We start from the raw sequence: 14,833 nt of genomic DNA, 5'->3' as shown, positions 1-14,833 counted from the left end.
CTTGCGGCCAACGGCCATTAAGCAATATTGTGCCGTTTCTGTTTGCAGCTGCTGTTTATCATCAAGATAGGAAACCGAAACCGATTCGCTCTGATTTACAACCTGCTGTACGCGGTGGTTGAGTTTGAAGACTATTTTCAGCTTACCCAGGCTTTTTTGCAGGGTTTTTCCCAGTTCCCTGTCCATGGTAGGCAGGATGGCATCGGCATATTCGATAATGGTAACCTGTGTACCAAGCCTTGCAAACATCGAAGCCAGTTCTATTCCGATTACGCCACCACCAATGATGATTATTGATTGTGGCAGCTCAGGCAGATCCATGGCTTCGGTAGAGCTGATGATCCGTTTTTTGTCGATATCGATACCAGGCAAACTTGCAGGTTTTGATCCGGTGGCAATGATAAAATCAGTTGTTTTAAGCGTTAAACTTTCCCCGTTTCCTGTGTTCACATTTAACGTTTTGGCATCTTCAAAACTACCGATACCCTGGTATAAAGTGATTTTATTTTTACGCATCAGGAAGTTTAAACCCGCATTGTTTTGGGCAATTACCTCTTTTTTACGGGCAATAAACTGCTTAAAGTTAAGCTTCAGATCCCCGGTTTCTATACCATGGACAGCGAAATCTGTTTTAGCCTGATGAAAATGCTCTGAGCTATCCAACAATGCTTTTGCAGGGATACAACCCACATTGGTACAGGTACCGCCCAAACCGGCATATTTTTCTACAAGGGCAACTTTTTTACCCAATTGCGCGGCACGGATAGCAGATACATATCCGCCTGGTCCTGATCCGATTACGATAATGTCATATTGATGATCCATATTTTTTATTTGTATAAATTCACATTTGGACGACTGTCTATATGCAGTCAAATTTTTTTAAAGTAAGTGGTCTAAAAAAGTTAAAAACAATTGCAATGGTTCATCGCTGCGTTCAATCTTCCGTTGGATCAAACTGCCTTCGTAAGCATTAAAAATCATTGGGGAAAGCAGTTTTGCATCTATGGGAGTATTTATAGAACCATCTTGCTGTCCCTGTTCAATCAATTTTTCCAGCCCTTTAACCAGTTGATCTGTAGTGAGTTTCTGCAGTTTTGCCGCTATAATTTCACTTTGTGCGGCAACATCCTGACCGAGGTTGCCCATGATACAGCTCCAGGTTGCACCCTCAGGAGAACTTAAAGTGCTATATCGCTCAATCCTGGATGAAAAATAGGCTATGATCTTCTGTTTTGGATGAAGCTTCGCATCATTATTGATCGCTGAAAAAGAAGGAAGTATTTCGGTCCTGAAAAAATGATCCAATACTTCCACAGAAAAGTCTTCCTTGTTCTTAAAATAATAATGGAATGAACCAGTGGGCGTGCCTACCTGTTTGGTAATTTCCCTGATCCCCGTTTGATGATAGGGACGTGTAGAAAAAAGGTCGAGACCGGCACTAAGAATTTTTTCTTTCTGATCCATGGTACAAAGTTATAGACGACTGTCCAAATCTGCAAGTCGATTGTTATTTTTTTACCTAAAGTTTATGCAAACCATCATTATCCTTTATACATTTTCTACTGTTCCGCCATTTTTAATGTATTCCTTGGGCGAAATGCCGTACATTTCCTTAAAATACCGGTTAAAATGTGCGTTGCTTGATATGCCGATTTCGAACATTACTTCCGAAATCCGTTTCGATCCGCTTGCCAAAAGCTGGCCTGCCCGTTTCATGCGGATTTCCCTGATAAATTCTGATGCCGTTTTGCCCACAATGGCATGTAGCCGGCGGTGCAGGTTCATCCGGCTCATACCGATGTGATCGCACATTTTTTCTACACTGAGGTTATTATCAGCCATGTTTTCTTCCACATACACTACAATTTTGATCAAAAGTTCCTTATCAGGCGATGGGATACTGACCTCTGCAGGGCTTGCTAATTCCTGCTTATGGATGTTCATTACCAATTGGTTTTTTGATTTTAGGATGTTGTTTACCTTTAGCGTAAGCATGGCATAATCATAAGGTTTGGCAATAAAATCGTCTGCACCGGCCAATAAGGCATTTTTTACACTCAAACTCGTATTATTGATGCTATGCACAATAACTGGGATATGGCCTGTTTTAGCGTTCGATTTTAACCTTCGGCATACATCGGTACCATCCAACGATGGCATCATGAGATCGGTAATAACAATATCCGGTAAATGTTTCTGGGCAATTTCAACACCATCAATGCCATTGCTGGCATCTAAAACATGGAAATGGGGCAATAAACATTCTTTTAAATATGTACGTTGGTCTTCGTTATCCTCAATAATAAGAATTGTTTTTTTTGATAGATTGATCTCATCCTTTTTGGTTCTGGCAGCAGGAATCACCTTTAGATTCTCTTCATAAGCAGTTTCATGGATATTTTCAGGATTGAAATATGCTTTAGCCACCGGAAAAGTAACGGTAAATTTTGAGCCATTATCCACTGCACTTTCCAGTTCAATTTTACCACCGTGCATTTCTATCAGCTTTTTGGAAAGTGATAAACCTATCCCTGTTCCGGAGTTGTAATGTGCTGTACTCTGGTAATACATCTCAAAAATCCGGTCTTTTTCTGATTGATGGATACCTATTCCGGTATCCTGAATGGTGATATTGGCCTGGTCATCGATAATCTGGAGTAAGAAAATGATTTTTCCGCCTGATGGGGTATATTTAAAAGCATTGGAAAGGAGGTTGAATACCACTTTCTCGATTTTATCCCTGTCGAACCAGGCCTGGTATGTTCTCGGACTCTGGAAATCGAAACGGATATTGTTCTGGCCGGCCTGCCAGTCAAAAGATTCTTTTACATTAAGCAAAATCTGAACAAGGTCGGCTTCCCGAACGGTAAGTTTTTCGGCATCGGATGCTATTTTTCTTAAATCGAGCACCTGGTTAATCAGTGCGTGAAGTTTTAGCGAATTGCGGTGGATGATTTTTAACCGCATGGCCGTAAAATGATCGTAAACGGTAGAAACACTTAAAAGATCCTGCAAAGGACTTAAAATCAGGTTCAATGGCGTCCTGATTTCGTGGGTAATGGTGGTGAAGAAATCAAGTTTGATCTCATTAAGTTCGGTAACTTTTTCTTTTTCGAGTTTTTCTTTAAAAATTTCGTTCTTAAGTCTGCTTTTGGTAATGAAGTAATTAATTAAAAAAGCAACTGCTATGGCGAAAACCAGGAAATAAAATGTTTTTGCCCACCAGGTTGCCCATGGGGCGGGGCTTATCTCAAAATCGATGCTCCTGATTTCTTTAGGGTAGGCGCCATCGTTATTGGTTGAGCTGAGCAGGAAACGGTAATGCCCGGGATCGAGGTTGGAGTAAGCAGCCATCCGCTGGTTATAGCCTGTTGTAATCCAGTTTTTATCGTAACCTTCCAGCTTATAGCGGAACCTGTTGTTTTCGGGCGCCACAAAATGGAGGGAAGAAAAAGCCAGCGCAAAATCTTTGTGCCTGTACGAAAGCACAATTTTTTTGGTGTAGTTAATATCCGCAGTCAATATTGTTTCGCCATCAATCTGATCGTTGATTTTAACCACCTGGTTGGCTACCCTAAATTCGGTAAATGCCGTACTGGTATTAAATGGATTGTTGCTGATGGTTTTGGGCTGGAAATAATTTAAGCCGTTTATCCCTCCAAAATACATTATACCATCTGCATTTTTATAGGCTGCTTCGTTTAGGGTATTGCTCTGTAAACCGTCCTGATAGGTATAACGTTTGGCAATATTTTGGTTTATGCTGTATCTAAACATGCCCTGACTGCTGCTCAACCAGAGGTTTTTTGCATCGTCTTCCAGTATGGCCATAATTTTCTGATCGCTTAACATAGGGCTGCTGATGGTTTTATAGCTGATAATTTTGCCCTGTTGATCAAGTTTTAGCGCATTTAAGCCGGCATCGGTGCCAATCCAGAGGATATTGCGCCGGTCGCGGTACATACACCAAACGTGATTGCTGCTCAGGCTGTTGAGGTTGTTTTCCTGGTGCCTGTAAATTGAGGTTTTGTAATTTCCCGCTTCATCATATCGTATTGCGTTTAAACCTCCCCCAATGGTGCCCAGCCATATAATCGGTGCATATGGATCCTGATAAACCGCATATACCGAATTTGAAGAAATGCCGTTTGCTGTAGTAATGGTCTTAAACTGATTGGTTTTGGGGTTGTAACAGTAAACCCCGGTAAAACTGGCGATCCATAAATTACCCCGATTATCCTCGCAGATAGATCGTGCAACAAAGCCGGTTTTAATGGCCTTAATGCTTTTTCTGTTATTGCCGGCAGGATTTAAAACCCGGTATAAACCGTTATTGCCACCAATATATATGGTTTTATCGCGGCTTTGTTGTATGCTGCAGATGGATGGAGAGCTGATTTCACTTTTGTACGATTCTATTTTACGGCTGCATTTGTTATAAAGGAAAAGTCCTTCGTTAAATGTACCTACCCACAAATCCTGATCGGTTTCGGCAATGGCTGATACATATTTTCCCTGATAACCAAATATGCCTTCACGGTTTTTCATCAGTGGGAAAAAGGAGTAGAAATTTTTTGAGGAAATATCGGTATAATTAATGCCCTTTTGATAAGTACCTATCCACAGGGTGTTAGAGCGATCGATAAAAATGGTATTGGCCGCATTTTCTGCGAGGTTACAGAAAGGCATTTCGGTAGTATACTGGTTCATCTGGCTAATGCTGGCCTGCTGATCGAGGCGGAGTTTAAAAAGTCCGTCAACTTTCGATCCCAGCCATAAATCTCCGTTCAGGTCCTGCTTAAGTGAGGTAATTTCTGCTTTTTTTGGTAAAATATAGGTATAGGCTATTTTGCTTATGGTAGGATCGATCCGGTGCAAACTGTTCACCGATCCCATCCATACATGCTGTTTATGATCCTGAAATAAGGTAGAAACCCATATATTTTCCATAATTGTTTCGGCCCTGCTTGTCCTGATGTTTTTTAATCCCTCTGCTTTAAATAAATAGAGCCCCTGGGTGGTGGCCACCCAGATATTACCTTTTTTATCCGTAAGTAATGATCTGATATTTTTTGTTTTTAATTCGGCGGGGAAGAAAACCTGGTTTTCCCTTTTATCTGGGCTGATAATGGCCAAACCTTTAGCTGTTCCGGCCCAGATATTACCTGCACCATCGGTAGTAATGGCCTGAACGGTATTGCTCATGATATCGTTCTGTTTGATATCGAAATGGCTGATGCTATCCAGCCGTGGATCGAGTATATTCATTCCGCCACCATCTGTACCGATTAAGATTTCGCCCTTCTTATTTTCAAAAAGACTCAGCACGCGGTTATCCGAAAGGCTGTTTCTGTTATTGGAAATATGCCTCTTGGTCTGTATCGTAAAACCATCAAAACGGTTCAGTCCATCGTAGGTGCCGATCCAGATAAACCCTTTTTTATCCTGGATAATGGCTGTAATCGAATTTTGCGATAGTCCGTTGTTAACTGATAAATACCTGAAAGAATAATGCTGTGAAAAGTCCATTCCGCATGGCTCGCTGCTTTTGCCCAAAAAAGGCAACAATAACAATGGGATGATAAGAAAAAATCTCATAAAGGGATATTTGGTACACAATTGTAACCATTTATAAGCGATTAATAAACCCTTAAAGGCGCATTGTTACATCAAAGCATTTTTTTGTTACGTGTGTAATCCTGCAAATAAAAATATCGCAATAACATTGCATATCTGATTTGCAGCGCAAAATCGGCCTAACGTTTTAACACTAACCAAATACATAAATGAAACATAAAAAAACTGCTTGTACTAAAGCAGCTCTATTCGTTGCGATAAGCTTATCGATGTCGGCGCCCAAAAATGTGATGGGCCAGAAAACCATTAACCGGCAACCGGTATTTTCGGTAGCAGGATTTTATCCCGAGCGCAACAGTCCGCGCAGGGTCTATAATTTTAATCCGGGCTGGCGCTTTTTTAAAGGGGATGTAAAAGGTGCCGAACAGGTAAATTTTAACGATTCGGCGTGGGAGCAGGTAGCCTTGCCCAACGGACTCGAAATCCTGCCCGAAAATGCAAGTGGTATGCGCAATTATCAGGGACCGGCCTGGTATCGTAAAAGTTTTAAAACAAGCCGCCCAACGGGTAAAAGTTTTATTTATTTCGAGGGGGTAATGGGCAAAGCCACTGTGTATCTTAACGGAAAAAAAGTAACGGAGCATTTTGGTGGTTACCTGCCATTTGTTATCGAAATCGATAATGCCTCTTTAAGTAAAAACGCAGATAATGTAATCGCGGTTTTGGCCGATAACTCCAACGATGAGTCTTATCCTCCTGGAAAACCGCAGGATAACCTGGATTTTGCATATCTCGGAGGCATTTACCGCGATGTTTATTTTATTGAAACGCCAGATGTACACCTCACTTTTCCCGAACTGAGTAAAACCATAGCCGGCGGTGGCGTATTTGTAGCGGTTAAGGATGTAAATGGCAATAATGCGGATATCGAAGTTAGAACCGAGGTACAGAACGGGGCAAATAAAGGTGCCAGATTAGCTATCCGTACCACTTTAGAAAACAGTGATGGAAAGATCCTGATCACTAAAACAAGTTCCGTAGCGCTTAATCAGGGCGCATCGCAGCAGGTTATACAACAATTGGATGCAAAAAATGTACACTTATGGCATCCTGATGATCCTTATTTGCATTTTATCAGAACAGAGGTACTCGAAAATGGAAAAGTGGTTGATAGTTACCGCACCCGTTTCGGTATCCGTTTATTCGAAATGCGTGGCGATGATGGATTTTTTGTGAACAAGAAATACATCGGCCATAAACTTTCGGGTGTAAACCGTCACCAGGATTATGTTTATGTAGGTAATGCTGTGCCGAATACGGGTCAGTACCGCGATGCAAAATTATTAAGGGAAGCAGGCAATACCATTGTACGTGCAGCCCACTATCCGCTCGATCCGGCCTTTATGGATGCCTGTGATGAACTTGGACTTTTAGTAACCTCGGCCAATCCGGGATGGCAGTTTTACAATGATAAAGATCCGCGGTTCGAGAAGTTTTTAGCAGAAGATACCCATAACCTGGTTAGGAGAGACCGTAACCGTGCGGCTTTGCTGCTTTGGGAAACGGCCATCAATGAAACACCCTGGCAGCCTGCTTCGGTAATGAAAAACCTGCACCATATTGTTCATCAGGAATTTCCTTTTCCGGGCGCTTTTACTGCGGCAGATGTAGACGAAGCAAAAAAGGCAGGTTTCGACTTCTATTATCATGGTGGTATGGAGGAAGCAAAAAATTCGTTTACCCGCGAGTATGGCGATGGAGGAGAGGTTGATAATTTTTATTCGCAGAATGCCATGACGAGGGTAAAACGCGAATGGGGCGAATTTCCGATGCTTAACCAGGCCAATATCAGGGCAAGAGGGTTAAATGGTATTTTTGATACCCCACCAAAAAGGATCGGTGCAGCACTTTGGGCAGGGATAGATCACCAGCGGGGTTACCATCCGGATCCATTTTTAGGCGGGTTGCTCGATGTGTACCGTATGCCAAGGTATTCGTTCTACCTTTTTAAAAGCCAGTACGATCCTTCTTTTAAATTGAAAGGCATCGAAACCGGCCCGATGGTTTATATCGCCCACGAACTTACACAGACCTCTGATAAAGACATCACCATTTTTAGCAATTGCGACGAAGTAAGGTTAACCTGGCTGGGTAAGGTTATTGGGACTGCAAAACCTGATACTTCGATGAAAAATATGCCCCACGCGCCCTTTGTATTTAAGGATGTATTCAGTTTTCATGAAATCAGCAGCAATTGGAGAAATAAAACCAAGGATATTAAACTCATTGCAGAAGGGCTGATCGGTGGTAAAGTAGTGGTAACTACGGTAAAAGACTATGCCGAGCGTACAACAGGAATAAAACTCGAGATTGACAGTGCCGGAATGGGACTTTATGCCGATGGTTCTGATTTTGTTCCCATCAGGGCAACAGTAGTTGATAATAAAGGCATTGCCAAAGTTTTGGCATCCGAAAATATCCATTTTGAGGTAGAAGGCGAAGCAACAATTATCGGTAACGAAAACAATCAAGCCAATCCGATGAAAACCCAGTTTGGTACCGCCAGTATTTTAGTGAGGGCCGGCACCAAAGCCGGAAAAATAAAGGTAAAAGCTTATGCTGATGGCTTAACAGCCGATGAAATAACCTTCAGCTCTAAAGCTGCAGAACTGCCACTGTTATTTGTGGATCAGCCTTTACAGGTAGCAAAACAAAATGCCACCCCAAATAAAACTGTACAAAATGCACCAGGTCAACCGGTTTCGGCAACAGGTTCGGTTAAGGAACTTCAGGATAAGATTAAAAGGCTCGAACTCGAAATTACAAGCCGCGATCAGGACATTATGGAACTGAGGAGTAAAAAAGACAGTAAACATTAACAGATAAGATGAACTTACTTTTGAAGAAATTATGGACCACACTGGCCTGTTGTATAATGGTTTTACTGGCCAATGCTGATGACAGGATAGTAAATGCAGCTGATTTTGCCAAATACCAACGGCCGGATGATGCTACGCCCATGGTACGGGCAGCGCTGGCTTACTGCAGGGAGATAAAAGCTGAGAAGCTAATTTTCCCGAAAGCAGTTTACCGGTTTAAACGCGATCTGGCTGTAGAAAAATACGTTTTTATGAGCAATAACGACGAAGGTTTAAAACGGTTTGTTTTCGACCTTACCGGAATCGAAAACCTTGAAATAGATGGACAGGGATCTCAGTTTATCCTTAGCGGATTTGTGAGTCCGTTTTTATTGCAGGATAGCAAAAACATTTCCTTTAAAAATTTCGCTATTGATTACGTACGTACTTTCCATAGCGAGGCAAAAATTTTAAGTGTGGATAAAGCTGGGATGACGGTTCAGTTCAGTAAGAAATTTCCCTATAAACTGGATCATCAGACTTTAATTTTTACTGACAGCACGGGTACGGTTTATCCCTGGAGCGATCTCCTGGAATTTGATCCCATAAAAAGAGAAACGGCTTTTATGGCCAACGATTTTTGGGTAGGCGCAAATGTTCCCGTAAAAGAACTCAAGCCGGGTATTGTTAAACTTTTGTTGCCCGAAGTGAAAGGTACACCAGGTAATGTGATGGTTTTTGCATCTGCATTCCGTTTGGTGCCCGCCTTTAACATTTCCAATAGTGCCGGCATCAGGTTTAACGACATTGATATTTTTCATTGTGGCGGTATGGGGATTGTGGCACAGAACAGCCGGGATATTTTCATCAACCATGTAAGGGTTACCCCATCTCCTGGAAGCGGACGGGTGGTGAGCATTACTGCAGATGCGACCCATTTTTCGAACTGCTCGGGTAAAATCGTGATCGAAAACTGCCTTTTCGAAAACCAGAAAGATGATGCCACCAATATTCATGGCATTTATAGCAAAATCACCAGAGTTATTTCACCCTACGAAATCGAAGTAGAACTGATCCACAAGCACCAGTTCGGTTTCGAATATTTAAAACCGGGTCTTGAGGTCGAATTTGCCGATGCGGCCAGCATCGTAACCTTTGCCCAAAATTCGGTAAAGAGCAGCGAAAAGATCAATAAAGAGTTTACGAGGGTTGTTTTTAAAGAACCTATTTCTTCCCAAACAAAACCCGGTGATGTAATTGCCGCGGCAAACAATTATCCGGAGGTTTTAATCCGAAACTGCGTTATCCGTGGTAACCGTGCCAGGGGGATTTTGTTAAACTCACGTGGTAAAACCCTGGTTGAAAACAATATTTTCCATGTGCCGGGAGCTGCGGTTTTATTTGAGGGCGATGCGAGTTTCTGGTTCGAACAATCGGGCGTAAATGGTGTAACCATCCGCAACAATACGTTCGATAACTGCAACTATGGTGTGTGGGGCAATGCCTGTATCCAGGTGGGATCGGGCATTATGAAAAATGTAAGGGCAAAAAGCCGCTACCATAAAAATATTAGCATCACCAACAATACCTTTAAAATTTTCGATCCGCGTATTATTAATGTCTATTGTGTTGATGGATTGGTTTTTAAGGACAATAAAATAGAAAAAAGCAATAGTTATATCAAAAACCTGCCGGATGCAAAAGCTTTTGTAATCGAAAACTGCTCGAATGTAACGGTTGATGGGGATGATGACTTTAAAACCGCTGATCATGTTAAAAAATAGACATTTTATTTGCATGATGATAACTACCCTATGCTGCTTTTACACTTTTAGCGTTGCAGCGCAAGGTAGGAAACCCAATATTATTATCATTTATGCCGATGATCTGGGCTATGGCGACCTGAGCTGTTACGGAGCCAAAAAAATCAGTACCCCAAATATTGATGCGCTGGCAAAAAAAGGACTGCGGTTTACCAATGCACATGCAACATCATCCACCTGTACACCTTCGCGTTTTTCGATGCTGACGGGAAAATATGCCTGGCGACAAAAAGGAACAGGAATTGCAGATGGCGATGCACCTTTAATTATCGGTACAAAAACCTTAACCCTGCCGGGCATGCTTAAAAATGTCGGCTATAAAACTGCGGTTGTAGGAAAATGGCATTTGGGTTTGGGCGATAAAAACGGGCCCGACTGGAACAATGAACTAGCACCCGGACCTTTGGAAATAGGGTTTGATTATAGCTTTATTATTCCGGCAACGGCCGATCGTGTTCCCTGTGTTTTTGTAGAAAACCACCGAGTGGTTGGCGCAGATCCGAATGATCCGATCAAAGTAAACTACCACAATAAGGTTGGAAATGACCCAACGGGTTACGAAAATCCCGAAATGCTAAAAATAAAGGCTGATGCCCAGCACAATAACACCATAGTTGACGGTATTAGCCGCATCGGGTTTATGAAGGGTGGTAAAAATGCCAGGTGGAGAGATGGCGACATTGCAGCAACCCTTACAAACAAAGCCATTAATTTTATCGATCAACATCAGAAACAGCCTTTCTTCCTGTATTTCGCTACACATGATATACATGTACCACGTTCACCAAATGCCAAATTTATAGGGAAAAGTACTATGGGGCTTAGGGGGGATGCCATTTTACAGCTCGATTTTACAATTGGCGAACTGGTAGCCCACTTAAAAGCTAAAGGGTTATTGGAGAACACCATGATTGTTTTTAGCAGTGATAATGGCCCTGCTTTAGCCGACGGTTACGAAGATGAAGCTGTTTCAAAAGCAATTGGTCATTCGGCCGCTGGCCCCTTCAGAGGTGGTAAATACAGTGTTTACGAAGGTGGAACACGGGTTCCCTTTATTGTGCATTGGCCCGGTTATGTAAAAACCGGTTTATCTTCATCACTCATCAGTCAGCTTGATTTATTTGCCTCTTTTGCCCGATTATCGGATCAGAAATTAAGAAAACAGGATGCTCCCGATAGTTTTAACCTGCTCTCTGTGTTAACAGGCAAAGCTCATTCCGGACGCGAAAGTTTGGTAGAGCATGCCATGAACAACAGTTTATCTCTTATTTATAAAAACTGGAAGTATATAGAAGAAGGCAAGCAGCTTTACAACCTTAAAAATGACCCTTCCGAAAGCAAAAATCTGAATACCGCCCAGCCTGAAATCTTGAAGGAATTGGCGCTTAAACTCGAAGAAATAAAACAACAATAAACCATTTTATCAACCAAAATATTCAATGATGAAGAAAATCTACTCCATTTTTTATCCGATAGAAAACCTGTTTCTATTTTATTACGGCTGCTGGAAATACCGCGGCTGGAAAAGCAAACCAAAAATAGTCCGCGTTTAAACCGGTTTTTACAACGGAACCATTTAGCATAAACTAACCAAAATTTAAAATTATGAGATTTATTTACATGAGGTTAATCCTGTTTACAGGGTTAATGGGATTCTTATTGCCTATCCGTGCCCAGGATGTTACCTCTGGTATTAATGCCTGGTACAAGTTTGATTATCAGCCCGGCGATACTTATTTAAAAGATTATTCGGGCAATAACAGGCACATTACGGCCATTAAAGCAGGCGCACAGCAGGCTTTTGGAAACAATTTTCAGTGGAATGCGGTAACCATTAACGGTGCTGCACAAAATGCTGTTTATTTTCCCGCAGGAAGGGATGGTGGCGTTATTTTATCCAATACCAGTGGTAACACCTGGTTGGGCACATCGGGCAGTACAGCCAGAACATTTTGCGCATGGGTAAAAATAGATCCAGGTGCAGATGATAACGCAGGCCGGATTTTATTTGCCTATGGAAACGACAACCAGCCAGGAGGAAGATTCGAAATAGACCTGAAAGGCCATAAAATCGAATTTGAAAACGCTGTAAATACCGCCGGTAACGGCTGGAAGAACAGAAGCGTGGCAGAGCTTAACAATACCGACCACCCGCAGGGCCAATGGTTGCATATTGCCCTGGTTTATGATGGTATCGGCGACAGAAAAACAGGAATGAAACTTTATGTAAACGGTAAAAAACTGAGCCTGAATCCTGTAAGCAACGATGCTGATTTTGCCATTAATACGGCTTTACAATACGCACCAGAAATTGGTACCTATATGGAGAAAATGGCTATAGCCGATATGCGTTTTTACAACAGGGCTTTAACCAAGGCCGATATTAATGTACTTTGTCCGGATAATACACCGCCAACACCACCTTTTTCTATTGCCAGGTTAAGGGAAATTATCCAAACAGCAATTGATGATCATGTGGCCGAAGTAACCATTCCGCCTGGTACCTACACCGGTACCGTGCAGGAGGCCGAATTTATTTCGATCAACAGCGTAAATAATTTAAAAATAATTGCTGACGGGGTAACCATGGTATGCGGTAAAAAAACACGGGCGCTTTCTTTATCCGATTCAAAAAATGTAACCATCCAGGGATTAAAAATCGATTATAACCCCCTAACATTTACTCAGGGTGATATTATTGCCACCGGATCGGGTTATGTTGATATTAAAATCCATAAAGGTTATGCCGTTAAAGCATACAGCCGCATCGATATTGTTGATCATGCCACCCGTTTCAGAAAAAAGGGCAATGTATTCCTCTGGGGATCAACAGCTGCGATTATCAGCGATTCTGTTGTCAGGGTATCACAACCTGCTTTACCAGGGGTTGCCGTAGTTGGCGATATGGCCAGTTTAAGTACGGGCAATGATGATGGGATTCCCCATGCTGTAGCCCTGGGCAATAACCGGGGTGGTATTAAACTGCAAAATGTATCGGTGCTTTCTGCCCCCGGTTTTGGCATATTTGAAGTAGGAGGCGAGGGCGGCACCATATTGGATGGCTGTAAGGTTGTACCAGGTCCATTGCCTGCCGGCGCCACACAAGAACGTTTGCTTTCTTCCTCATGGGATGCCATTCAGCATACGCTTACCCGCGTTGGCCCTACAGTAGAAAACTCTGAAGTTAAGGATGCCGGCGACGATTCGTGGAGTGTAACCTGGGATGGCGAATATGTGGTAAATGCCGTATCCGGAAATATACTTACCCTTTCGCGAAGCACTTTGCAGGTGGGCGATTCGCTGCGTACCTCTTTGGTTTCTGATTTTGCCGTGGTAACCGCCAAATCCGGATCAAATGTAACTTTAGACCGTGTTTCACCATGGGCAGCAGGTGCCAGGTTATATTCTCCTAACCGCAGGTGCGAAAACTTTATCCTCCGTAATAATAATTTCCGTAGTTCTGGCCGGGTACTCGTTAAAGCAGGGCATGGTTTGATTGAGAACAATATTTTCGATACCGGGCATAGCGGTGTTACCGTAAACACCGAAATTGCGCCCGGGGCATCCAGTATTTATAAACTCATTATCCGGAACAACACCATCCGTTCTACAGGTTATTTCAACCCAGCACCATGGAGCAACCAGGCCGGATCGATATCCATTGCCGATGGTGCGGGATACGACCTCTCGCCGGCAGGTGTATTCGACGATATTCTGATCGAAAAGAACACTTTTGAAGACATTTTGGGCGTAAATATGGTGGTTTCGTCTGCCAGCAATGTAAAAATTAAAGAAAACAAATTTTACAGAACTGGACTAAGCATGGCCAATGGAACGGGTGCCCAGTATGGCATTAACCAACAGGCCGTTGTTTTTCTTAAAAACCTTAAGAATATTGTGCTGGATAGCAATGAGGTAATCGATCAGGGATTAACCACCTTGCTCGATTCGGCCAATTTGAAACAGTTTACCAAACTGCGCAAGGGAATTTTTATCCGGTCGGCACAGCCAACAGCCATTTCTGTTTTTGTAACCAGTCCAACCGCAAACGCAAAATTTAAGCCAGGTGCCGATATTCCACTGGAAGCCACCATCAACAGCAATGTTAAAATTGCCAAAGTAGAGTTTTACCAAGGCAGCAGCAAACTGACCGAACTTACAAAAACGCCCTACATTTTTAATTGGACCAAAGTAACCAAAGGGATTTACCAGGTTACAGCCAAAGCCATTGGGGAAGATAATGTTTCGTCGGTTTCGCAGAAGATCAGCATTTCGGTAGAAGATAAAACAGTAACAGAAGATGCCGAAAAACCGCCATTAAACCCACGGAACCTGCTCAGCCCAAACGGCGACGGCAAAAATGACTATTGGGAAATTGAGAATATCGGTTACTATTCAAAACTCAGGGTAACCGTGGTAAACCGGCAGGGACAACAGGTTTTAAGTTCAGAAGCTTTCGAAAAATGGGATGGAACCATTAACGGATCGCCTGCGCCAACCGGACTTTATTTCTACTCAATCGCCGAAAAGGGTAAAGTAATCAAAAGTGGAAGTATTACGCTAATCAGATAA

7 protein-coding genes are annotated in these 14,833 nt (G+C 42.5%); 4 read left to right on the top strand and 3 right to left on the bottom strand.

Translation table 11 applies throughout. The features are described from left to right. The 3 genes from B2V92_RS22970 to B2V92_RS22960 form a co-directional block, all read right to left on the bottom strand. Positions 1–825 (bottom strand): dihydrolipoyl dehydrogenase family protein (locus B2V92_RS22970; protein ID WP_293312506.1); only part of this gene is annotated, 825 nt, incomplete at its 3' end. 57 nt (positions 826–882) lie between these two features. Beyond that, the gene (locus B2V92_RS22965) at positions 883–1,467 is read right to left on the bottom strand and encodes a TetR/AcrR family transcriptional regulator (protein ID WP_293312504.1); all 585 of its coding nucleotides are present in this window, start codon (positions 1,465–1,467) and stop codon (positions 883–885) included. A gap of 84 nt (positions 1,468–1,551) precedes the next feature. Further along, entirely contained in the window at positions 1,552–5,601 is a 4,050-nt protein-coding gene (locus B2V92_RS22960; RefSeq protein ID WP_293312502.1) for a hybrid sensor histidine kinase/response regulator transcription factor, read from the bottom strand. A 188-nt stretch (positions 5,602–5,789) separates the two neighbouring features. Here B2V92_RS22960 and B2V92_RS22955 point away from each other — a divergent pair, with 188 nt between their 5' ends. The 4 genes from B2V92_RS22955 to B2V92_RS22940 all read left to right on the top strand — a co-directional run bounded on the left by B2V92_RS22955 (position 5,790) and on the right by B2V92_RS22940 (position 14,833). Beyond that, positions 5,790–8,459, top strand: coding sequence for a glycoside hydrolase family 2 protein (locus B2V92_RS22955; RefSeq protein ID WP_293312500.1), 2,670 nt, complete (start codon positions 5,790–5,792; stop codon positions 8,457–8,459). 8 nt (positions 8,460–8,467) lie between these two features. Next, positions 8,468–10,222: a right-handed parallel beta-helix repeat-containing protein gene (locus B2V92_RS22950; protein WP_293312498.1), complete on the top strand. Its 1,755-nt coding sequence runs from the start codon at positions 8,468–8,470 to the stop codon at positions 10,220–10,222. Positions 10,223–10,235: 13 nt separating this feature from the next. Then, positions 10,236–11,675 carry a sulfatase family protein gene (locus tag B2V92_RS22945; RefSeq protein WP_293312496.1) on the top strand — a complete coding sequence of 480 codons (1,440 nt, stop codon included), beginning with the start codon at positions 10,236–10,238 and terminating at the stop codon, positions 11,673–11,675. Positions 11,676–11,866: 191 nt separating this feature from the next. Beyond that, positions 11,867–14,833, top strand: coding sequence for a gliding motility-associated C-terminal domain-containing protein (locus tag B2V92_RS22940; RefSeq protein ID WP_293312494.1), 2,967 nt, complete (start codon positions 11,867–11,869; stop codon positions 14,831–14,833).

Source organism: Pedobacter sp. UBA5917, from assembly GCF_002432345.1.
GTDB lineage: Bacteria > Bacteroidota > Bacteroidia > Sphingobacteriales > Sphingobacteriaceae > Pedobacter.
The sequence above is the reverse complement of the archived record's forward strand: the minus strand, read 5'-3'. Positions and strand labels throughout refer to the sequence as shown.